The following is a 20875-nucleotide window of genomic DNA, read 5'->3' on the forward strand; positions in this document are numbered from 1 at the left end:
GATGTTTGAGAAAAAGATGATGGCCGGCTGGGGCGATATGGACTTCAACAGCCATATGCGCAACACCGCCTTCCTGGACAAGGCGGGCGACGTGCGCATGCTGTTCCTGTCGGAGAACGGTTTTCCGATGAGTGAGTTCATGCGCCTGAACATCGGCCCGGTGGTGATGAAGGACGAAATCGCCTACTTCAAGGAAGTGATGCTGCTGGAAGAGATTACCGTGACGCTGGGCGTCGCGGGTTTGTCCGCCGACGGCAGCCGCTGGTCGCTCAGCACCGACATCATCCGCGCCGACGGCAAGCTGGCGGCGCGGGTCACCAGCACCGGCGGTTGGCTCGACCTGGCCGCCCGCAAGTTGATCGCACCGCCGGCCAACCTGCTGGCCACCTGGCAGGCGTTGGGCAAGACGGAGAATTTCCAGGAACTGGCCACCAGCATCAAGTAAGCCGGTTTCGTTTGGAGACAGGCTGATTGTCGTATGATATGGTCATTATTGACCAAACGGCCAGCCAGTGCATCGATACGATTTGATCAGTTGCCATGACTGCGGTGTCCTTCACCGCCGAGGCCCGGTGCGCCCTCGCGAGAAGGCGCGCTGTGTGCGCTGTCGTTCGATCCTGTACCGTGGCATCCATTCGGATGTCAACCGCATGGCGGCCATCACGCTGGGCGCCATCTTCACTTTCCTGATCGCCCAGGCCTGTCCCATCGTCGAACTGGATGTCAACGGCTACACGTCCAGCGCCACCTTGCTGGGCGCGATCCGCGTGCTGTGGACGGAGCAGATGCAGATGGTGGCGGTGGCCGTGACCCTGTTCACGGTGCTGCTGCCCGCGGTGGAGCTGGGTGCGCTGCTGTACGTGACGCTGGCGCTGCGCAGCGGCGTGCGGCCGCGCGGCTTCGACCGGCTGCTGCGGGCGGTCGGCGCGGCACGGCGCTGGGGCATGACCGAGGTGCTGATGATCGGCATCCTGATCACCATCGTCAAGATGACCAGCCTTGCGCAGGTGATGGTGCAACCGGGCCTGTTCGCGTTCGGCGCGCTGACGCTGATGCTGGCCATCGTCACGTCCTTCGATCCGCAAATGCTGTGGAATATCGGCGAGCACCTGCCCGGACCGGGACGGCCTGCCCAAGCCGATTTTCAATACAAGCCGCACGCGCGGCTGGCCGCGTGCCACAGCTGCGGTCTGGTGGCGCAACTGAATCAGTCCAATCAGAAGAAACAGCATTGCGCCCGCTGCGGCGCCGTGCTGCACCGGCGTCGTCCGGACAGCGTGGGCCGCACCTGGGCTTTCCTGCTGGCCGCCACCATCCTCTATATTCCCGCCAATCTGCTGCCGGTGATGTACACCCATTCGCTGTTCGGCAAGGAGGACGACACCATCATCAGCGGCGTGGTCTACTTCTGGACCAGCGGCTCGCCGGCGCTGGCGGCGATCATCTTCATCGCCAGCATCGTGGTGCCGGTGCTGAAACTGGCCGCGCTGTCGCTGCTGGCGTTGACGGCGCAGCGGCGCTCGCGTTGGCGGCCCTTGCAGCGCACGACGCTGTACCGGATCGTGGAGTTTGTCGGCCGCTGGTCGATGCTCGATATTTTCGTCATCACGCTGACGGTGGCGCTGGTGCGCTTCCAGTCGCTGGCCGTGATTACCGCCGGTCCCGGCGCAATGGCGTTTTGCGCCGTGGTGGTGCTGACCATGCTGGCGTCAATGCAGTTTGATCCGCGCCTGATCTGGGACCCGATCGATTCAAATGGAGAGAACCATGCCTGAAAACGAAGGCGGCCCGCCGCCGTTGCCCGAACCGAAAGTGGAGAAAGCCAGCCGCTGGCTGCCTTCGCTGGTCTGGCTGATTCCCTTGCTGGCGGCGCTGATCGGCCTGGCGCTGGTGGCCAAGTCGGTGATGGACCAGGGGCCGACGGTGACGGTGAGTTTCCGCAGCGGCGACGGGCTGGAGCCGGGCAAGACCAAGGTCAAGTTCAAGGATGTCGATATCGGCCTGGTGCGCTCGATCACGCTGGCGCAGGATTTGTCCAAGGTGCTGGTGACCATCGACATGAGCAAGGAGGCCAAGCGCTTCACCGCCGCCGACACGCGCTTCTGGGTGGTCAGGCCGCGCGTGGGGGCCAGCGGCGTTTCCGGCCTGAGCACCTTGCTGTCCGGCGCCTACATCGGCGTCGATGCCGGCAAGTCGCAGGAGAAGAAGGACGAATTCGTCGGCCTCGAAAAACCGCCGCAGGTGGCACTGGACGAGAAGGGTACGCGCTATACACTGCACGGCGAAAGCCTCGGTTCGATCGATGTCGGTTCGCCGATTTTCTATCGCCGCATCCAGGTCGGACAGGTGACCTCTTTCGATCTGGACGAGAAAGGCCGTGGCGTCAAGATGGGCGTGTTTGTCAGCGCACCATATGACCAGTATGTCGGCAAGAGCACGCGCTGGTGGCATGCCAGCGGCATCGACGTGCGGCTCGACTCCAACGGTTTCAAGGTCAACACGCAGTCGCTTGCGGCGCTGCTGGTTGGCGGCATCGCCTTTGAGACCATCAGCGGCCAGAAGCCCGATGCGTTGGCTCCCGCCGGCACCGATTTCCCGCTGGCGGCCGATCAGGCCAGCGCCCTGCGCGAACCGGACGGCGTGCCGATCACCACCGTGCTGTATTTCGACCAGTCGCTGCGCGGCTTGTCGCCGGGGGCGCCGGTGGACTTCCGCGGCATCGTGCTGGGCGAGGTGCGTTCCGTCGGCGTGGAGTTCGATCCGGTCAAGAAATCGTTCCGCATGCCGGTGACGGTGGACATGTATCCGGCGCGGCTGGGACGCAGCTTCCAGGAAAGCGTCGCCAGCGAGCAGGAACGCAGCGCCGGGCCGCTGGTGCTGGAGCGGATGGTCTCGCGCGGCCTGCGCGGCCAGCTACGCACCGGCAACCTGCTGACCGGCCAGCTCTACGTGGCGCTGGACTTCTTCCCCAACGCACCGGCGGTCAAGCTCGATATGGCGCAGTATCCGCTGGAGGTGCCGACGGTGCCGAACAGCCTGGACGAGCTGCAGACCCAGATCGCCAGCATCGCGCGCAAGCTGGACCAGGTGCCGTTCGGCGAGATCGGCAACAACCTGCGCGATACGCTGAAGAGCGCCAACGTGCTGTTCAAGCAGCTCGACGCGCAGGTGGTGCCGGAGATGAAGGATACGCTGGGCGCGGCGCGCAAGACTTTCGGCGCGGCCGACCAGCTGCTGCAGAAGGATTCGCCGGTGCAGTCCGACCTGCGCGAGGCCTTGCAGCAGTTGACGCAAACGATGCAATCGCTGAACGCGCTGACGGACTATCTGGAGCGGCATCCGGAGTCGCTGATACGCGGCAAGCAGAGCAAGCAAGACACCAAGGGAGAACCTAAATGATGCGCTATCGAACCGCGCTGGCCATGGCGGGCTCGCTGCTGCTGGCCGCTTGCGCCGCCAGTCCGCCCGAGCACTTTTACAGCCTGAGTAACGGCATGGGCGTGCCGGCGCAGCCGGCCGCATCGCCCGGCTTTTACATCGAACTGCCCACGGTGACGGTGCCGCAGCAGGTGGCGCGTTACCAGATGGTGGTCAGCACCGAGGCCGGGCGCGTCGATCTGCTGGAACACGAGCGCTGGTCGGCGATGCCCGCGGCGGAAATCAGCCAGTCGCTGTCGCTGGCGATCACCGGTGAGCTGGGAACGGTGGACGTGTTCCGCACGCCGACCACCGACGGCGCGCCGGTCTACCGCATCAGCACCAACGTGCAGCGCTTCGAATCCGCGCCGGGCCGGTATGCGCTGATCGACGCCGTGTGGAGCGTTCGGCTGGTCGGCAGTACGAAGGTGCTGACCTGCCGCAGCGTCGCCAATGAAACTGTCGGCGCCGGCTACGATGCGCTGGTCGCGGGCCACCGCCGCGCTGTCGCCCGCATTGCCGCCGAGATGTCCAAGGCCATACGCGGACTGGCTGCCGGCGGCAGCGCAGGCTGCCAATAATTCGACATAGAGAGGGCTCATGAAATTCCGCAGACAATTCCTGATCAACGCATCCACCACTCTGGCCGCGCTGGCCGCCACGCGCGGCGCGCAGGCGCAGGTGGCAAACGAGGCGCCTGCGGGCTCGCCGCCGACCTTCGGCACTTTGCCCGCCGTCGGCCCGGAAGTATCGTCCGCCACCTTCTCCGAGGCGGAAAAGCTGATGCAAACCTCGATGACGCCGGCCCAGCGTGCGATGGCTGCCGCCAGCTGGCGCACGTCGATGGCATCGATGCTGGAACGCCGCACCGGTCCGCGCAAGGTCGCGCTGGCCGACGGACTGGCGCCCGCCACCGTATGGGATCCCGCCTTGGGCGCCGCTACGCCTGGCCCGTCGCGCGCACGCTTTGTGCGGACCCGGGCCGATGCCGGCGCGCTGCCCGCCAGCGCCGACGATATCGCTTTCGCCACCGTGACCCAGCTGTCGCGCTGGATCGAGAGCCGCAAGCTGAGCTCCGAGCGCCTGACGACGATTTACCTGGACCGCATCCAGCGTCTCGATCCGAAGCTGCGCTGCGTCATCACCGTGACGCGCGAGCATGCGCTGGCGCAGGCGCGCCAGGCCGACAAGGAAATCGCCGCCGGCAAATACCGCGGCCCGCTGCACGGCATACCGTACGGCGTCAAGGATTTGCTGGACACCGCCGGCATCGCCACCACCTGGGGCGCGGAACCGTTCCGCAACCGCGTGCCGGCCGCCGACTCCACCGTGGTCGCGCGCCTGACTACGGCAGGCGCGGTGCTGATCGCCAAGCTCAGTCTCGGCGCGCTGGCTTTGAACGACATCTGGTTCGGCGGCCAGACCATGAATCCGTGGCTGCTGGAAGAGGGCGCGTCCGGCTCCAGCGCCGGTCCTGGCGCGGCGACGGCGGCCGGGCTGGTGGGCTTTTCGATCGGCAGCGAGACCGGCGGCAGCATCGTCAGTCCCAGCATGCGCTGCGGCGTGACCGGGTTGCGTCCCACCTATGGCCGCGTGCCGCGCGGCGGCGCGATGACCTTGTGCTGGTCGCTCGACAAGCTCGGCCCAATGACACGCTGCGTCGAGGATGCGATGCTGGTGCTGCAGGCGATATCGGGACCGGATGCGTCCGACGTCGCCAGCGTGCCGGCCAGGCTGGACTTCGACAGCGGCGCACCGGTGCGCGGCCTGAAGATAGGCTATTTCCCATCGTGGATGAACGAGGCGCCGGCCACCGATATCGATCGGCAGGCGCTGGAATCGGCCAGGAAGCTGGGCATGATCCCGACGCCTGTAACGCTGCCCGATTGGCCGTATCAGTCGCTGAACGTGATCCTGTTCGCGGAAGGCGCGGCGGCGTTCGAGGAGATCGTGGAGGACGGCCGCATCGACCAGCTGCGCGAGCAGACGCCCGATGCCTGGCCCAATCTGTTCCGCGAGGCGCGCTTCCTGTCGGCGGTGGATTTCGTGCAGTCGGACCGGCTGCGGCGCAAGGTGGCGTTGGAGATGGCGCGCATCTTCTCGCAAGTGGACCTGCTGCTGGTGCCGTCTCTGCGTGACGAGATGCTGACCATCTCCAACAACACCGGCCATCCGTCGCTGACGCTGCGCACCGGCTTCGTCGAAGTCGGCGAGACGCGCAGCGACTGGGCGCCCGATCCGTCGCATCCCACGGTCAAGCTGTCGCCGCCGCGCCGGGTGCCGCATGGCGTTACGCTGATCGGCCGCCTGTTCGACGAAGGCACCATCGCCCGCGCCGGCATGGCGCTGGAAAAAGCCGCCGGCGTGGCGGCCCAGCGCCCGCCTGGGTTCTAAGCTTAGTCCACCGCCCGCATGGCCTCGATGATCTGTTCGCGCAGCCACTGGCCGGCGGGATCGGTGTCGATGTTGGCGTGCCAGTAGAGGTAGATGTCGAGTGACGGCATCTGCAGCGGGAAGGGCAGGATCTGGTTGCCGAACTGCTGGTTGACCACGCGCGCCAGCCGCTCCGGCATCGTCAGCGCCAGGTCGGTCTGGCTGACCACGCGGCAGGCCGCGAAGTAGTGCTGGCAGCGCAGCCGCACGCGGCGCTGCAATCCCAGCCGGCTCAGTTCAAAATCCTCCAGCCCCGGTCCGCGCCGGCGCGAACTGGTCTGGATGTGCTCCAGCGCCAGGTAGCCGTCGAGATCCATTCCCTGCCCATCCTGCACCAGCGGATGGCCCCGCCGCACCAGCACCACCGTCTGGTCGGCCGCCAGCAAGGTGCGGCGGATCTCGTTCGACAGTGGCAGCATGACGTCGATGGCGGCGTCCAGCGTGCCGGCCGCCAGTTCGCTTTCCAGTTCGCGGCGCCCGACCTGCAGCGTGTTCAGGCCCACCGTCGGCGCATCCTGCGCCATGCGCGCCATCAGCGGCGGCAGCACGCTCGCTTCCAGCACGTCGCGCAGCGCCAGCGAGAAGCTGCGCCCGCTGGTGGCGGCGTCGAAACGCTCGGCGCCGTTCAGCGTCACCTCGAAGCCGCGCAGCGACTGCCGCACCGGATCGATGATGGAGCGCGCCAGCGGTGTCGGCACCATCACGTGGCCCTGGCGCTCGAACAGCGGATCGTCGAACAGCTGGCGCAAGCGGTTCAGCGCATGGCTGATGGCCGGCTGCGTCAGATTCATCTTCAAACTGGCGCGCGTGATGCTGCCTTCGGCGTAGATAGCCTCGAAGACGATGAACAGGTTGAGGTCCACCTTGGATATATGCATGATATTTATCGGGCCAAATTAAAACTATTCATTTGATGAATTATAGGCCGGGCGGTAAGCTGGGGGCTGTTTTGATCTGACGGCGGAAGCGAAATGGGACAAATTTATCTGGTGCGCCACGGGCAGGCCTCGTTCGGCAGCGCCAATTACGATCAGCTGTCGACGCTGGGCTACGAGCAGGCGCGCCTGCTGGGGCAGTGGTATGCCAACGGCCGCCAGTCGTTCCAGCGCGTGGTGGTCGGCGGCATGGCGCGCCACCGCCAGACCGCCGATACCTGCCTGGCCGAGTTGCCGAAGCCGCAGCTGGCCGATACCGAATGGATTACCGACGAAGGCTTCGCCGAATTCGACCATCACCAGGTGCTGCTGCGCCATTGCCCGGAATTCGGCGACGCCGTCGCTTTCAAGGAGATGATGGCGCGCCATGTGGAGCCACAGCGCGCGCTCGAGCATCTGTTCCGCGCCGCCATGCAGCGCTGGATGAGCGGCTGGCATGACAGCGACTACGGCGAAACCTGGCCGGAATTCCGCCGCCGCTGCGTGGCCGCGCTGGAGCGCCTCGACACCGGCAGCCGCGGCCAGTCGACCATCGTGTTCACCTCCGGCGGCGTGATCTCCACGCTGATGCAACACCTGCTGGGATTGCAGGACTATCAGGTGATGGAGATGACCTGGACGCTGGCCAATTGCGCCGTCACCAAACTGCTGCAGCGCCCCGGCCAGATCACGCTCAGTTACCTGAACAACTACGCGCACCTCGAATGGCTGGGACAACCCGGCGCCGTCACGTACCGTTAAGGAGCACTTCATGGATTTCGACTATAGCCCGAAAGTAAAGCAACTCCAGGCCAGGCTGACCGCCTTCATGGAGCAGCACATCTACCCGAACGAGGCGCGCTTCCACGCCGAGATCGACGCCAACCGCGCTGCCGGCAATGCCTGGATACCGACCAAGGTGATGGAAGAGTTGAAGCTGAAGGCGCGCGAGGCGGGCCTGTGGAATCTGTTCCTGCCCGACTCCCAGCATGGCGCCGGCCTGACCAACCTGGAATATGCGTCGCTGTGCGAGATCATGGGCCGCGCGGTGTGGGCGCCGGAGGTGTTCAACTGCTCGGCGCCGGATACCGGCAATATGGAAGTGCTGACCCGCTACGGCACCGAAGCGCAGCAGCGCGAATGGCTGGAGCCTTTGCTGGACGGTCGCATCCGCTCCTGCTTCGGCATGACCGAGCCGGACGTGGCGTCGTCGGACGCGACCAACATCGCCAGCTCCATCGTGCGCGACGGCGACGAATACGTGATCAACGGCCGCAAATGGTGGTCGTCCGGCGGCAATGACCCGCGCTGCAAGATCTTCATCTTCATGGGCAAGAGCGATCCGGACAATCCGAACCGCCACCTGCAGCAGTCGATGATACTGGTCCCGCGCGACACGCCCGGCGTCAACGTGCTGCGCCACCTGCCGGTGTTCGGCTTCGACGACGCGCCGCACGGCCACGCCGAAATCGTCTTCGACAACGTGCGCGTGCCGGCCGCCAACCTGCTGCTGGGCGAGGGCCGCGGCTTCGAGATCGCCCAGGGCCGTCTGGGGCCTGGCCGCATTCACCACTGCATGCGTTTGATCGGCCTGGCCGAGCGCGCGCTGGAGCAGATGTGCAGGCGCAGTCTGGGCCGCGTCGCCTTCGGCAAGCCGGTGGCGGAGCAGGGTGTCACCTTGGAGCGCATCGCAGAAGCGCGCATCATGATCGACCAGGCGCGCCTGCTGGTGCTGAACGCCGCCCACATGATGGACACCGTCGGCAACAAGGTGGCGGCCAAGGAGATCGCCATGATCAAGGTGGCGGCGCCGGCGATGGCCTGCAAGGTGATCGACTGGGCGATCCAGGTGCAGGGCGGCGGCGGCATGGCCGATCCCTTCCTGGCCTCGGCCTATGCGGGCGCGCGTTCGCTGCGGCTGGCCGACGGTCCGGACGAGGTGCACCGCAGCCAGATCGGCAAGATGGAACTGGCGCGCTATAAAACCAAAGCAGAAACTAAAGCACACTAGTGGACTGTAACGCTTAAATCGGTAGCGCCTGCCGCACAGGCAACGCGCATGGCTGCGTTGCAAATGCTCGCGATAGCCTGCTATCGCTGCGCTTTGCGCCTTGCCCTGCGCGCCGCCTGCGCGTCCTTCGCTCCCAATTTAAACGTTACAGTCCACTAGTCAACTGATGTTGCGGTGTTAGAATCATTTCATGGATGATACTGATACCAACAACCCCAATCCTCTGGAACCGCCGCTGGCGCGCCGCAGCCGCCGCAAGAGCGGCGGCACCACGCTGCGCGATGTCGCCAAGCTGGCCGGCGTGGCGCCGATCACTGCATCGCGCGCGCTCAACACGCCGAACGCGGTGTCCGAGGCCATCCTGCTGCGGGTCCGGCAGGCGGTCGAGCAGACCGGCTACGTGCCCAATATGCTGGCCGGCGGCCTGGCCTCGCGCAAGAGCCGGCTGGTGGCGGCGGTGATCCCCACCATCTCCGGCAACGTGTTCCTGGAGATGGTGCAGTCGCTGACGTCGGCGCTGGCCGGATACGGCTACCAGCTGATGCTGGGCCAGTCCGGCTACGAGGATTCGCGCGAGGACGAACTGCTGGAAACCATCATCGGCCGCCGGCCGGACGGCGTGGTGCTGACCGGCATCATGCGCTCGCCGCAGGGCCGCCAGCGCCTGCTGACCTCCGGCATCCCGGTGGTGGAAACCTGGGACCTGACGCCCAATCCCATCGACATGCTGATCGGCTTTTCCCACGAAAAAGTGGGCGAGGCCGTGGCGCGTTACCTGTATGGACGGGGCCGCCGCCGGGTCGCCACGCTGAGCGCCAACGACCAGCGCGCCATGCGCCGCATGAAAGCCTTTTCCGACACCGCTGTCGCGCTCGGCATGGCTATGCCTGGTGAAACCACGGTGCCGGGCTGGGTGGTGTCGGCGCCGACCAACGTCGGCATGGGCCGCGCCGGCCTGCGCGAGCTGCTGGCCCGCCATCCGGACGTCGACGCGCTGTTCTGCAGCTCGGACATGGTGGCGTTGGGCGTGCTGACCGAGGCGCAGGCGATGGGCATCGCCGTGCCGGGCCAGCTGGCCGTGGTCGGCCTGGGCGACCTGAGTTTTTCGCGCGACCTGCATCCGGCGCTGACCACGGTGCGCATCGACGGCGCCCGGATCGGCAGCACCGCGGCGCGCTTCATCTTCGAGCGCTCGGAGGAGCGCGTGGTGCAGGATTCCATCCTCGACATCGGCTTTTCCATCATGGAGCGCGAGAGCGCCTGAGCGCCCGCCGCCGTTTCCGAAGCCCGCTCCCTGAGTTGGTTTTTTTCTATGATCTGTTGCATCCCGTCGTCATTTTCCAACCGAATGGCGGTCATTCCCAAAAGTGATTGACGTACAAAATGGAATGCATTAACCTAAGTCATCGTACAACTGGTACCGGTACCAATAAACGGTTACCTAACTTCCAGCCACATCACCGTAAAGCAGCTGCACCTCAGTTTTTATCTGTTAATTAGGGGACAATAGTGTTTGACAACAATTACAAGCAACAATCGACCATGAAACCCATCAAGATGACGCCGATGGCGTCCGCGTTGGCACTGGCGCTGTTCGCCATGACCGCGCAAGCGCAGGACCAGGCGACCGCCAAGCCGGGCGAGCTGGAAACGGTGGTGGTGACCGCCAACAAACGCGTCGAAAAATTGGAAAGCGTTCCAATGGCGATTTCCGTCATGAGCGAACAGGAAATCCAGCGCACCAACATCCGCGAAATCGAAGACGTGGTCAACATGATGCCGTCGCTGACCATCAGTTCCGGCACCACGGCCGCCAATAACGCCATCTTCATGCGCGGCATCGGTACCGTCTCGGTCGGCATCGGCGTCGAGTCCGACGTTGCCGTCATCATCGACGACATCCCCATCGCCACCCAGTTCCAGGCCTTCAAGGACCTGGCCGACGTATCGCGCATCGAGGTGCTGAAAGGCCCGCAGAGCACGCTGTTCGGCAAATCGGCCGTGGCCGGCGCGATCAACATCGTCACCAAGCCGCTGTCGGGCCCGATGACCTACCGCGGCAGCGCCTACCTGACCAACGACAATGAATGGCGCCTGAACGCGTCGATGGGCGGCCGCATCAACGACCAATTCGCCATGCGCATCGCCGCCAGCAACACCCGCCTGGCCGGCACCTTCCACAACCTGACCGACGGCCGCGACGTCAACGGCTCGGGCGGCAAGACCTTCCTGGCCAAGCTGCAGTGGACGCCGCTCGACAACCTGTCGGTCGACCTGACGCCGCACTACAACTATTCGGAAAACACCAAGGGCGTGACCGCCATCAACGGCTTCTTCCTGAAAGGCGTGCCGGTCGGCCTGGACGGCGCCTACTTCAACGGCAACGCGCTGCTGCCGGCCACCAAGGTACTGGCGGGCATCGACGTCAACGATCCGAACAACCGCAACGTGCGCCGCGACTTCCCGACCGGCCTGGTCTCCAGCGACCGCGGCACCGGCCTGAAAGTGTCGTACACGCTGCCGAACGACGCCACGCTGATGTCGATCAGCTCGGTGGACCAGTACCTGGCCAACGACTTCCGCGACCAGGACTTCACCGACGTGCCGACCATCGCCGAAGCCGGCAAGACCGCCCTGACGCAAGGCAACAACCAGTTCGGCACCTACGACATCCGCACCAAGACGCAGGAGATCCGCTACGTTTCGCCGGACAAGGGCAACTTCAAGTACGTGGCCGGCCTGTGGGCGGCGCATAACGAAATCTACCGCCACTTCATCCGCGGCTACTGCGTGGCGCCGACCAATTGCAGCGGCACCTCGCCGTCCAGCCCGACCAACTACTACACCGACATCTACAACACCAACAAGGCGGTGTTCGGCCAGGCGTCGTGGGAGTTCGTGCCGACCTGGACCCTGGAAGCGGGCCTGCGCGACAACCTGGAAACCTCGGGCTTCCACTATGCGCGCAACTACTACACCAACCAGGTCGACCGCGCCAGCTTCGTGCCGGGCGCCGTGGGCGTGGACCAGTTCCAGAGCACCGGCAACGCCGACCGCGCCTACACCGGCAAGGTCAGCCTGCAGAAGCAGGTCACGCCTGAGCTGATGGTCTACGTGATGGGCGCCACCGGTTACAAGGGCAAGGCCTACGACGTGACCTCCGGCCTGAAGGCGGCGGCGGCATTCCCTGTGCGTCCGGAGACCAGCCAGACCTTCGAGATCGGTACCAAGGCCAACCTGTTCAACAACCGCATGTCGGTTGCCGCGACGGTGTACAACTCGGAATTCTTCAACTACCAGCAAAACGTCACCTACGTGCTGCCGAACGATCCGACCATCTACAGCCAGCTCAATTCGATCCCGCGCATCCGCACCCACGGCTTCGAAGTCGACAGCCATCTGCTGGTGGCCAAGGACCTGACCTTCAACGCGGCGCTGGCGTTCACGCTGCCGACCATCGAGAAGTGGGCCAACGGTCCGTGCTACGCCGACGCCACCAACGTCGCCGTCGGCACCACCAAGCTGGCCGCCAACGGTTCGATCGCCGGCCAGAATACGGCCTGCTTCCCGATCGCTCCCGGCTCGACCACCGGTGTGCAAAACCTGGACAACAGCGTGTTCCCGGGTACGCCGAAGATCAAGCTGAACATCGGCGCCAACTACGAGTTCCTGGTTCCGAGCATGCCGTTCAAGGGCTTCGTCAACTTCAACACGCGCTACCAGAACGACTACCAGACCAACATCAACAACGATCCACGTTCGGTCAACGCCGGCTACAGCATCACCGACCTGGGCTTCGGCATCAAGGAGCCGTCGGGCCGCTACCAGTTGAGCTTCCGCGTCAACAACCTGTTCGACCGCTTCTACATTCCTAACGCGAATGCCAGCGGCCCGTCGTTCCGCGAAGGCCCGACCGCGACCTCGCCGTCGCTCACGGTCAACAGCTGGGTGCCGCCGCGCGACGTGTTCCGCTTCTTCAGCGTCAAGCTGGACGTGCGTTACTAAGCATCAGCCAGGCTTTAGCCGTACCTGAAATCGCATGCCGCAGTCCCGGGCATGCGATTTTTTTTGAGGATGGGCGGCCTGTATGCGCATACAGTATAATTCTGGCATGACGCACGCACCCCAACAAGGATTCATCCTGACCCGCCACTGGCGCGACACCGCCCAGGGGACGGAGCTCGAATTCTGGCTGGCGACCGACGACGGCCCGAAGAAAATCCGCCTGACCGCGCAAACCTCGGTGGCCTTTGCCGAGGCCGGGCAGCGTGACGCCATCTCGGCCCTGATCGACGCCAACTCCGGCATCGAACTGCGCGAACTGGAGCTCAAGACGTTTGAGCAGCAACCGGTAATCGGCGTCTACTCCTCGCGCTACAAGCAGCTGACGGCGCTCGAGCGCACCCTGCGCGAGCACGGCATCAAGATGTACGAGGCCGACATCCGTCCGCCCGAGCGCTACCTGATGGAGCGCTTCATCACCGCCGGCGTGCAGATCGAAGGCGGCCGCCCGGAAGGCGCGCATTCCATCCACAACTGCAAGCTCAAGCCCGCCCCGGATTACCGGCCGAAACTGAAAATGGTGTCGCTGGATATCGAGACCAGCGCCTACGAGGACTTGTATTCGATCGCGCTGGAAGGCTGCGGCCAGCGGCAGGTCTACATGCTGGGCGAGCCGCAGCAGTCGTCGCAGCAGATCGATTTCGATCTCGAATACTGCGCCACGCCGCGCCAGCTGATCGAAAAGCTCAACGCCTGGATCGCCAGCCACGATCCCGATGTGCTGGTCGGCTGGAACGTGGTGCAGTTCGATTTGCGCGTGCTGCAGAAAAACGCCGACAAGCACAAGATCCCGCTGACGCTGGGGCGCGAAGGCAAGACCATCGAATGGCGCGAGCATCCCGGCAAGCAGGGCTATATGTTCGCGCCGGTGGTCGGCCGCATCGTACTGGACGGCATCGACGCGCTGAAGGCGGCGTCGTGGATGTTCCCGTCCTTCAGCCTTGAAAACGTGTCGCAGGCGATGCTGGGCGAGGGCAAGGACATCGGCGACGTCTACGACAAGATGGCGGAGATCGAGCGCCGCTTCCACGAGGACAAGCCGGCGCTGGCCCACTACAACCTGAAGGACTGCGAGCTGGTCACCCGCATCTTCGATAAGGCCAACCTGCTGGCCTTCATGATCGAGCGCGCCACCGTGACCGGGCTGCAGGCCGACCACCTGGGCGGCTCGATCGCCGCCTTCGGCCACCACTACCTGCCGCGCATGCATCGCGAAGGCTATGTCGCGCCGAATGTCGGCGACATCTCCGGCGGCGCCTCGCCCGGCGGCTTCGTCATGGACTCCAAGCCGGGCCTGTACGACTCGGTGGTGGTGCTCGACTACAAGAGCCTGTACCCGTCCATCATCCGCACCTTCCTGGTCGATCCGGTCGGGCTGATCGAGGGCGAGCACGCCGACGATCCGGCCGCCGTGGTGGAGGGCGTCAACGGCACCGTGTTCTCGCGCACCCGGCACTGCCTGCCCGAGATCACCACGCAAATATGGAAGCAGCGCGACGCCGCCAAGCGTGCCAAAAACGAGCCTCTGTCGCAGGCCCTGAAGCTGCTGATGAATTCCTTCTGCGGCGTGCTGGGCGCGACCGAGTGCCGCTTCTTCAATCCGCGCCTGGTGTCCTCGGTCACGCTGCGCGGCCACCAGATGATGAAGCAGACCCGCGAGCTGGTGGAGGCGGAAGGCTACGACGTCATCTACGGCGACACCGACTCGATCTTCATCTGGCTGAAGAAGGAGTACGAGAACGGCGAGGCGCTGGCGATAGGGCAGGGACTGGCCGACAAGATCAACACCTGGTGGCGCACCATGCTGAAGCAAAAGCACGGCCTGGAATGCCACCTCGAGATCGAGTTCGATACGCACTATCAGAAATTCTTCATGCCGACCATACGCGGCACCGAGATGGGCAGCAAGAAGCGCTACGCCGGCCTGACCATCAACGGCAAGGGCGAGGAGGAAGTGATCTACCGCGGCCTCGAGGTGGCGCGCAGCGACTGGACGCCGCTGGCCCAGCAGTTCCAGCAGGGGCTGTTCAAGCGCATCTTCAAGGATGAGCCTTACCAGGACTTCGTGCGCGAATATGCGCAAAAGACGCTGTCCGGGGACTACGACGAGCTGCTGGTGTATCGCAAGCGCCTGCGCCAGCGGCTCGATGAATACAAGGTCAACGTGCCGCCACAAGTGCGTGCCGCGCGCCTGGCCGACGAGTACAATCAAGCGCAGCACCGGCCGTTGCGCTACCAGAATGGCGGCTGGATCAGCTACGTGATGACGACCGGCGGCCCCGAGCCGCTGGAGGTCATGCGCTCGAACATCGACTACGAACACTATTTGACCAAGCAGCTGCAGCCGATCGCCGATTCGATCCTGCTGCCGATGCACGACAGTTTTACCAGCCTGACGACGGCGCAAGCCAGCCTTTTTTGACAGCTTATCTTCTGACCGCTTATTTCACGTACAGCCCGGAGGGAACATCATGTCAGCACCGCAGATGCCTGCCAATGAAACCCAGCGTATCCATGTCCTGCATTCGCTGGGCTTGCTTCACAGCGCGCCGGACGAGCGCTTCGACCGGCTCACGCGGCTGGCCAAGCGCCTGTTCAACGTCCCGGTGGCCAAGGTCACGCTGGTCGACACGGACGCCGTGTATGCCTTGTCCTGCGCCGGCCAGTCCTCGGCGCCGGTGCCGCGCGAACTGTCGTTCTGTTCCCACACCATCGTCAATGACGGCATGCTGGTGGTGCCGGACACGCGGACCGACCCGCGCTTTTGCGACAATCCCTACGTGACTTCCGCGCCCTATATCCGTTTTTACGCCGGCTATCCGCTGGCGGTGCCGGGCGGGTCGCGGCTGGGGGCCTTGTGCCTGGTGGACTTCGACCCGCGCAACTTCGGCGACGAAGACGTGGCGCTGCTGCGCGACCTGGCCACGATGGTGGAGCAGGAAGTGGCGGCCGTGCAGATGGCGACCGTCGACGAACTGACGCTGCTGCTGAACCGGCGCGGCTTCGAGGCGTCGGCGCCGCAGGCGCTGCAGCTGTGCACGCGCATGAGCAAGCCGGCGTCGCTGCTGTTCTTCGACCTGAACCACTTCAAGCAAATCAACGACACCTTCGGCCACGCCGAGGGCGACCGGGCGCTGAAGGTGTTCGCAGAAACGCTGCGCAAGGTCCTGCGCAGCAGCGACCTGCCGGCGCGCTTGGGCGGCGACGAATTCGTCGCGCTGCTGATCGACTCCAACCGCGACGAAACGGCGCTGGTGGTCGAGCGCCTGCGCACCGCGATCAACGAACGCAACGAGGTGGACCGGCGCGGCTACGACATCCGCTTCAGCGTCGGCCAGGTAGAACTGCCGCCCGATGCGCGCGGCGCCATCGCCGACCTGCTGGCGCGGGGCGACGCCGAGATGTACAAGAACAAGCAAGCGACAAGAACCACCACCAACCATTAGGAGACGACATGAATCCAAGCTTTACCGCATTTGAAAAACTGCACGACGGCAGCAAGCTGCTACACCTGCCCAACGCCTGGGACGCCGGCAGCGCGCGTCTGTTCGAGAGCCTGGGCGCGCCGGCCATCGCCACCACCAGTGCCGGCGTGGCCTGGGCCGCCGGCTACGCCGACGGCGACAACATGCCGGCCGATGTCGCCCTCGGCGTGGCCGCCAACATCGCGCGCGTGCTGACGGTGCCGCTGACGGTGGATCTGGAAAACGGCTACTCGGAAGATCCGGAAGTGGTCGCCCGCCACGCGCTGCGGCTGATCGAGGCCGGCGTCGCCGGCATCAACCTGGAGGACGGCAACGGCACGCCGCAGGCGCTGGCCGCCAAGATCGCCGCCATCAAGAAGCTGGCGTCGCAGTCGGGCCAGGATATCTTCATCAACACTCGCACCGACGTATATCTGAGAGGACTGGCGCCGGAAGGGGAGCGCGTCGCCGAGGTGCTGAAGCGCGCCGCCATCTACAAGGCCGCCGGGGCCAACAGCCTGTTCGTGCCCGGCATCTGCAAGGTCGACGACATCAAGGCCGTGGTGGCGGGCGCCGGCCTGCCGGTGAACGTGATGGACTGGCCGGGTGTGCCGTCGGCGGACGAATTGCACAAGCTGGGCGTGCGCCGCCTGAGCGCCGGCTCCGGCATCCCGCAGGCGCTATGGGCCGTCGCCGCCGAGATGGCCAAGGGTTTCCTGGCCACCGGCAGCGCCGGCCCGCTGATCGACAAGGCGATGCCTTACGGCGATCTGCAGGCCTTGTTCGTCAAGCCGGCGAAGTAGGGGCCTGGTGGCGCAAAGCCTCAGTGCGCTTCCGTCATTTCAGCGTGAACACGCGCCAGCGCGAATGCCTGGCGCAGCACGGCCATGTCGCCTATGTGGCTCGACAGCAGCAGGATCAGCTGGGCGTTCAGTATCTTGCTCTGGTCGTCGCTGAGGTCCTGATGGCTGTCGGTCAGCATGTCGTAGAAGGCGTCGTAGTCGTCCAGGTTCTGGCCGAGAGTGGTGATGTTCATGCCTTGCTCCTTGAGGGTGTGCCGAACCGGTGGATGGCGGCCGCGGCCAGTCCGAGCGCGATGCCCAGCGCGACCACGCCGTGCCAGCCGAAGCGCGTCATCAGCCAGCCGCTGGCGATGACGCCTAGCGCGCCGCCGGAAAACGTCGCGGTCATATACAGGCTGTTGATGCGTCCCTGCGCCTTGGGATCGACCGCGAAGGCGCGCGTCTGGTTCGACACCAGGCCGGACTGCACGCCGATGTCGAGCACGATGACGCCGATCACCAGCAGGGCCAGCGACGTATCCGCCCCGGCCAGCAGCACGTAAGCCAGCGTGACGATGCCTATGCTGGCGCCGATGACGCTGCGCGATCCCAGCCGGTCGGCGGCGCGGCCGCCGAATGAGGCTGCCAACGCGCCGGCCGCGCCGATGATGCCGAAGCCGCCGGCCCAGGCGCTGCCGAGGTGCCAGGGGCCATTCGCCAGCAGCGCCGCCAGGTTGACCCAGAAAGCGTTGAAGCACGCCCACAGCAGCGCCTGCACCATCATCGATTCGCGTATCGGACGATGGTCGCGCGCCAGCGGCCACAGCGAGGCAAGCAAGCGGCCGTAGGACAGGTCGGTGCTTGGCACGCCGCGCGGCAACAGCAGCGCGGCGGCGATCCAGACCGGGACCATGAACGCCGCTTCCAGCCCGTAGACTGCACGCCAGCCGTAGGCCGCACCCACCGCGCCGCTGATCGTGCGGCCCAGCAGGATGCCGACCATGATGCCGCTGACCACCGTGCCGACCGAACGCCCGCGCTCGGCGGGCAGCGACATGACGGCGGCAAAGGGCACCAGTTGCTGCGGCACGCAGCTGACCATGCCCAGGCCAAACGACGCCGCGACCAGCGACCAGATGCCCGGCGAGACCGCCGCCGCGACACCGAAGCCGGCAGCAACCGCAATCTGGCCCAGCACGAGCTTGCGCCGGTCGAAACGGTCGCCCAGCGGCAGCAGCAGCGCCAGCCCGGTGGCGAAACCTAGCAGCGCCGCGCCGGCGACCAGATCGACCGTCGCCAGGTCGACGCCCAGGCTGGCCCTGATCAGCGGCAGGATCGGCTGCGTGCAATAGACGTTGGTGATCACCGCGCCGGCGATGACCGCCATCATGACGATCTTGCCGCGCGACGCCATCGCGGGAGTCTCCGGACTGGCGGAGGGGATAGACTGGGGCTGGCTGCTCATGACGCTTTCCTTTCAATGTATGGCCGCAGCTTACGTGCTTGCATACACAAAGAGAATCCCATAAGATCGGGAATCATCCTTCCATAATTTGATAGAGTCAGATGAGCCGTCTTGAATCCATGTCTGTCCTGGTCGCTGTCGTTGACGCGGGCAGTCTGTCGGCCGCGGCGCGCCGCCTCGGCATGCCGCTGGCGACGGTCAGCCGCAAGGTGGCGGAACTGGAATCCCGTTTGAAGACGCGTTTGCTTCACCGCACGACGCGGCAGCTGTCGCTGACGGAAGCCGGCGCCTCCTATGTGGCCGCGTGCCGGCGCATACTCGAGGAAATCGGCGAGGCCGAGCGCGCCGCGACGGGGGAATATGCGGTGCCCAAAGGCGAGCTGGTGGTCACTGCGCCCGTGGTGTTCGGACGTCTGCACGTGGTGCCGGTGGTGGCGGAGTTTCTCGCGCAGTATCCGGAGATCGACGTCAATCTGGTGCTGACGGACCGTGTGGTGCATCTGATGGACGAAGCGGCCGACGTCGCGGTCCGCATCGGCGAACTGCCCGACAGCACCTTCGTCGCGACGGGCGTGGGCGCGGTGCGCCGGGTGGTCTGCGCCAGCCCGGCCTATCTGGCGGCGCATGGCCTGCCGGCCAAGCCGCGCGACCTTGCCGGCCATGAGTGCATCACCTTCGAAGTGCTTGCATCCAAGCGCGCCTGGGTGTTCGGGGCGGGCAAGTCGGAGTTGGCCGTGCCCGTGCATTCTCGGCTTGCCGTCAATACGGCGGAGGCGGCGATCGCGGCGTCGATGCTGGGCGTCGGACTGGTGCGCGTGTTGTCCTATCAGGTGGCGGACGCCCTGCGCGGCGATGCGCTGCGCGTCGTGCTTGAGGCGTTCGAGTCGGCGCCGTTACCCATCAATCTGGTGCACAAAGGACAGGCGCCGCTGCCATTGAAATTGCGCGCCTTCCTGGATTTCGTCGCGCCCCGCCTGCGCAGCCGCGCGCAGCTTTTTACGGCTGCGTGAGTGCTGCGCCTTGGCTTATGCCAGTTTGCGGCCGGTGCTGACGGTGCCGCGGTTGTCGATGCTGTAGGCTCCGGCGCCGAAGGCCACCACTTGCAGCAGGCCACCGGCCATCGCGAAGTTTTTCAGCAGGTGGATCATCTGGTTCTGGTCGCCGATCGCATGGTGGAAGGCCAGGCCGGTGACGACGGAGAAGCCGGCCAGCACGGCGGCCACCAGGCGGGTTTTGTAGCCGGCTGCCAGCAGCAGGCCGCCGCCCAGTTCCACGGCGATGGCGATGGCCAGGCCCAGCGTGGCGAACGGCAGGCCGGACGATTCGATGTAGCCTATCGTTGCCGCCGGCGCCATCAGCTTGCCGAAGCCGCTGAGCACGAAGATGGTGGCCAGCAGGATACGGCCGATGACCGGGATGACGGTGGTGTTGGTGGTGTTCATGGCATTTCCTTTCAATTGATGGATTAAATTAAATTTGCTGAGCGCAGTTGCTTGCCGATGCGCTGAATTTCGTTTTCGCCCTGCGCCAGCGCGGCTACGCTGGTGTGTACCGAGTAATAGCCCGTGACCAGATCGTAGGGATGCTTGACTGCCGATCCGAGCACGAATTCCGTCGCGCCTTCCGCGACGAAGGTGATCGCCGCCTGGCCCTCTTCAAACACCGCCACTTCGCGGCCGATCACCGTGCCGGCGGCATGCAGCGCGCCGTTGCCGACCGATACCCAGGCCACGTCATGGCCGGCGGGTGGCGTGTAGGTCCAGCGTTGGCCGTCTTCCAGCTTCACGTGCAGGTAGTTGATCGAAGCGCGCGGCTTGATCGGGCTGACTGCATCGCCGTAGCGGCCGATGATCACGCGCACCGGGCCGTCTTGCGGTACCTGCGGCGCCGCCAGGTACTGGCTGTGCGACGGGCCGTTTTCATCCTCGGCCGGCAGGGCCAGCCACAGCTGGAAACCATGCACGCCCTGGCCTTCGACCGGGCCGCCGTCATGCCAGACGCCGTTGCCCGCCGCCATCCACTCGACGCCGCCGGTCTGCAGCACGCCTTCGCTGCCGGTGGTTTCGCTGTACTCGATGGCGCCGTCCATGATGACGGTGACCGTGGCGATGCCCGAATGCGGATGCATGCCCATCTTGCCGCCGCGGCCGGCCTCCATCTGGAAGCGGTCGAGGAAGACGAAAGGCTTGATCAGCTGGCCGACGTCGCCGGGGCTGACCAGCCGGGTGATGCCGCCGCGCCGGTTGCCGGCGGTGCGGTGGGCCAGTTGTCGTTGTCCTTGGTTCATTGCTTGCTCCTTGTTTGTCAGTGCATGGTGCTATGTTAGG

18 protein-coding genes are annotated in these 20875 nt (G+C 65.3%); 13 read left to right on the top strand and 5 right to left on the bottom strand.

What is annotated here, in order from left to right; translation table 11 throughout:
- Nucleotide 1: 1 nt before the first annotated feature.
- The 5 genes from ACSQ3S_RS07430 to ACSQ3S_RS07450 all read left to right on the top strand — a co-directional run bounded on the left by ACSQ3S_RS07430 (nucleotide 2) and on the right by ACSQ3S_RS07450 (nucleotide 5811).
- A complete protein-coding gene (locus ACSQ3S_RS07430) occupies nucleotides 2-445 on the top strand; it encodes a thioesterase family protein (protein ID WP_176654546.1) in 444 nt (147 codons plus the stop codon).
- Nucleotides 446-512: 67 nt separating this feature from the next.
- Nucleotides 513-1775, top strand: a complete 1263-nt coding sequence (locus tag ACSQ3S_RS07435) for a paraquat-inducible protein A (RefSeq protein ID WP_436141995.1) — start codon at nucleotides 513-515, stop codon at nucleotides 1773-1775.
- A complete protein-coding gene (locus ACSQ3S_RS07440; RefSeq protein ID WP_176654544.1) occupies nucleotides 1768-3399 on the top strand; it encodes an intermembrane transport protein PqiB in 1632 nt (543 codons plus the stop codon). Before ACSQ3S_RS07435 ends, ACSQ3S_RS07440 begins: the two co-directional genes overlap by 8 nt.
- On the top strand, nucleotides 3396-3998 hold the full coding sequence (locus ACSQ3S_RS07445) for a PqiC family protein (RefSeq protein WP_436141996.1): 603 nt from the start codon (nucleotides 3396-3398) through the stop codon (nucleotides 3996-3998). The genes ACSQ3S_RS07440 and ACSQ3S_RS07445 overlap by 4 nt, the downstream gene beginning before the upstream one ends.
- Nucleotides 3999-4017: 19 nt before the next feature.
- Nucleotides 4018-5811 carry an amidase family protein gene (locus tag ACSQ3S_RS07450; protein WP_436141997.1) on the top strand — a complete coding sequence of 598 codons (1794 nt, stop codon included), beginning with the start codon at nucleotides 4018-4020 and terminating at the stop codon, nucleotides 5809-5811.
- Nucleotides 5812-5813: 2 nt separating this feature from the next.
- On the opposite strand, the gene ACSQ3S_RS07455 is transcribed toward ACSQ3S_RS07450, so the two are convergent.
- On the bottom strand, nucleotides 5814-6728 hold the full coding sequence (locus ACSQ3S_RS07455; RefSeq protein ID WP_436141998.1) for a LysR family transcriptional regulator: 915 nt from the start codon (nucleotides 6726-6728) through the stop codon (nucleotides 5814-5816).
- A 93-nt stretch (nucleotides 6729-6821) separates the two neighbouring features.
- On the opposite strand from ACSQ3S_RS07455, the gene ACSQ3S_RS07460 reads away from it, so the two are divergent.
- From ACSQ3S_RS07460 to ACSQ3S_RS07490, 7 genes are all read left to right on the top strand, one after another.
- Nucleotides 6822-7526, top strand: coding sequence for a histidine phosphatase family protein (locus ACSQ3S_RS07460; RefSeq protein WP_176654540.1), 705 nt, complete (start codon nucleotides 6822-6824; stop codon nucleotides 7524-7526).
- A 10-nt stretch (nucleotides 7527-7536) separates the two neighbouring features.
- Nucleotides 7537-8775: an acyl-CoA dehydrogenase family protein gene (locus ACSQ3S_RS07465; RefSeq protein WP_436141999.1), complete on the top strand. Its 1239-nt coding sequence runs from the start codon at nucleotides 7537-7539 to the stop codon at nucleotides 8773-8775.
- Nucleotides 8776-8965: 190 nt separating this feature from the next.
- Nucleotides 8966-10039, top strand: a complete 1074-nt coding sequence (locus ACSQ3S_RS07470) for a LacI family DNA-binding transcriptional regulator (protein ID WP_176654538.1) — start codon at nucleotides 8966-8968, stop codon at nucleotides 10037-10039.
- A gap of 245 nt (nucleotides 10040-10284) precedes the next feature.
- On the top strand, nucleotides 10285-12780 hold the full coding sequence (locus ACSQ3S_RS07475; RefSeq protein ID WP_436142000.1) for a TonB-dependent receptor: 2496 nt from the start codon (nucleotides 10285-10287) through the stop codon (nucleotides 12778-12780).
- A 106-nt stretch (nucleotides 12781-12886) separates the two neighbouring features.
- Complete coding sequence (locus ACSQ3S_RS07480; RefSeq protein ID WP_436142001.1) at nucleotides 12887-15259, top strand: DNA polymerase II; 2373 nt, start codon at nucleotides 12887-12889, stop codon at nucleotides 15257-15259.
- A gap of 49 nt (nucleotides 15260-15308) precedes the next feature.
- On the top strand, nucleotides 15309-16283 hold the full coding sequence (locus ACSQ3S_RS07485; protein ID WP_176654535.1) for a sensor domain-containing diguanylate cyclase: 975 nt from the start codon (nucleotides 15309-15311) through the stop codon (nucleotides 16281-16283).
- A gap of 8 nt (nucleotides 16284-16291) precedes the next feature.
- Nucleotides 16292-17104, top strand: coding sequence for an isocitrate lyase/PEP mutase family protein (locus ACSQ3S_RS07490; protein ID WP_436142002.1), 813 nt, complete (start codon nucleotides 16292-16294; stop codon nucleotides 17102-17104).
- A gap of 20 nt (nucleotides 17105-17124) precedes the next feature.
- Here ACSQ3S_RS07490 and ACSQ3S_RS07495 read toward each other — a convergent pair whose 3' ends face one another.
- Nucleotides 17125-17337: a DUF2783 domain-containing protein gene (locus ACSQ3S_RS07495; protein WP_436142003.1), complete on the bottom strand. Its 213-nt coding sequence runs from the start codon at nucleotides 17335-17337 to the stop codon at nucleotides 17125-17127.
- Nucleotides 17334-18548: an MFS transporter gene (locus tag ACSQ3S_RS07500; protein ID WP_436142004.1), complete on the bottom strand. Its 1215-nt coding sequence runs from the start codon at nucleotides 18546-18548 to the stop codon at nucleotides 17334-17336. Before ACSQ3S_RS07500 ends, ACSQ3S_RS07495 begins: the two co-directional genes overlap by 4 nt.
- A gap of 101 nt (nucleotides 18549-18649) precedes the next feature.
- Between ACSQ3S_RS07500 and ACSQ3S_RS07505 the strand changes: the two genes are divergently transcribed.
- Entirely contained in the window at nucleotides 18650-19558 is a 909-nt protein-coding gene (locus ACSQ3S_RS07505; RefSeq protein WP_436142005.1) for a LysR family transcriptional regulator, read from the top strand.
- 15 nt (nucleotides 19559-19573) lie between these two features.
- Here ACSQ3S_RS07505 and ACSQ3S_RS07510 read toward each other — a convergent pair whose 3' ends face one another.
- Nucleotides 19574-19990, bottom strand: a complete 417-nt coding sequence (locus ACSQ3S_RS07510; RefSeq protein WP_436142006.1) for a DoxX family protein — start codon at nucleotides 19988-19990, stop codon at nucleotides 19574-19576.
- Between the two features lie 23 nt (nucleotides 19991-20013).
- A complete protein-coding gene (locus ACSQ3S_RS07515) occupies nucleotides 20014-20835 on the bottom strand; it encodes a pirin family protein (RefSeq protein ID WP_436142007.1) in 822 nt (273 codons plus the stop codon).
- Nucleotides 20836-20875 lie beyond the last annotated feature (40 nt).

This window comes from Duganella sp. LjRoot269, assembly GCF_964254095.1.
In the GTDB taxonomy this organism is placed as follows: Bacteria; Pseudomonadota; Gammaproteobacteria; order Burkholderiales; family Burkholderiaceae_D; genus Rugamonas; species Rugamonas hordei.

What these genes read in the sequence shown, in the direction of transcription:
- ACSQ3S_RS07455 (WP_436141998.1), bottom strand. Translation starts at nt 6,728, where the DNA reads ATGCATATATCCAAGGTGGACCTCAACCTGTTCATCGTCTTCGAGGCT.
- ACSQ3S_RS07465 (WP_436141999.1), top strand. Translation starts at nt 7,537, where the DNA reads ATGGATTTCGACTATAGCCCGAAAGTAAAGCAACTCCAGGCCAGGCTG.
- ACSQ3S_RS07515 (WP_436142007.1), bottom strand. Translation starts at nt 20,835, where the DNA reads ATGAACCAAGGACAACGACAACTGGCCCACCGCACCGCCGGCAACCGG.
- ACSQ3S_RS07470 (WP_176654538.1), top strand. Translation starts at nt 8,966, where the DNA reads ATGGATGATACTGATACCAACAACCCCAATCCTCTGGAACCGCCGCTG.
- ACSQ3S_RS07480 (WP_436142001.1), top strand. Translation starts at nt 12,887, where the DNA reads ATGACGCACGCACCCCAACAAGGATTCATCCTGACCCGCCACTGGCGC.
- ACSQ3S_RS07430 (WP_176654546.1), top strand. Translation starts at nt 2, where the DNA reads ATGTTTGAGAAAAAGATGATGGCCGGCTGGGGCGATATGGACTTCAAC.
- ACSQ3S_RS07490 (WP_436142002.1), top strand. Translation starts at nt 16,292, where the DNA reads ATGAATCCAAGCTTTACCGCATTTGAAAAACTGCACGACGGCAGCAAG.
- ACSQ3S_RS07495 (WP_436142003.1), bottom strand. Translation starts at nt 17,337, where the DNA reads ATGAACATCACCACTCTCGGCCAGAACCTGGACGACTACGACGCCTTC.
- ACSQ3S_RS07485 (WP_176654535.1), top strand. Translation starts at nt 15,309, where the DNA reads ATGTCAGCACCGCAGATGCCTGCCAATGAAACCCAGCGTATCCATGTC.
- ACSQ3S_RS07450 (WP_436141997.1), top strand. Translation starts at nt 4,018, where the DNA reads ATGAAATTCCGCAGACAATTCCTGATCAACGCATCCACCACTCTGGCC.
- ACSQ3S_RS07500 (WP_436142004.1), bottom strand. Translation starts at nt 18,548, where the DNA reads ATGAGCAGCCAGCCCCAGTCTATCCCCTCCGCCAGTCCGGAGACTCCC.
- ACSQ3S_RS07445 (WP_436141996.1), top strand. Translation starts at nt 3,396, where the DNA reads ATGATGCGCTATCGAACCGCGCTGGCCATGGCGGGCTCGCTGCTGCTG.
- ACSQ3S_RS07440 (WP_176654544.1), top strand. Translation starts at nt 1,768, where the DNA reads ATGCCTGAAAACGAAGGCGGCCCGCCGCCGTTGCCCGAACCGAAAGTG.
- ACSQ3S_RS07510 (WP_436142006.1), bottom strand. Translation starts at nt 19,990, where the DNA reads ATGAACACCACCAACACCACCGTCATCCCGGTCATCGGCCGTATCCTG.
- ACSQ3S_RS07505 (WP_436142005.1), top strand. Translation starts at nt 18,650, where the DNA reads ATGAGCCGTCTTGAATCCATGTCTGTCCTGGTCGCTGTCGTTGACGCG.
- ACSQ3S_RS07460 (WP_176654540.1), top strand. Translation starts at nt 6,822, where the DNA reads ATGGGACAAATTTATCTGGTGCGCCACGGGCAGGCCTCGTTCGGCAGC.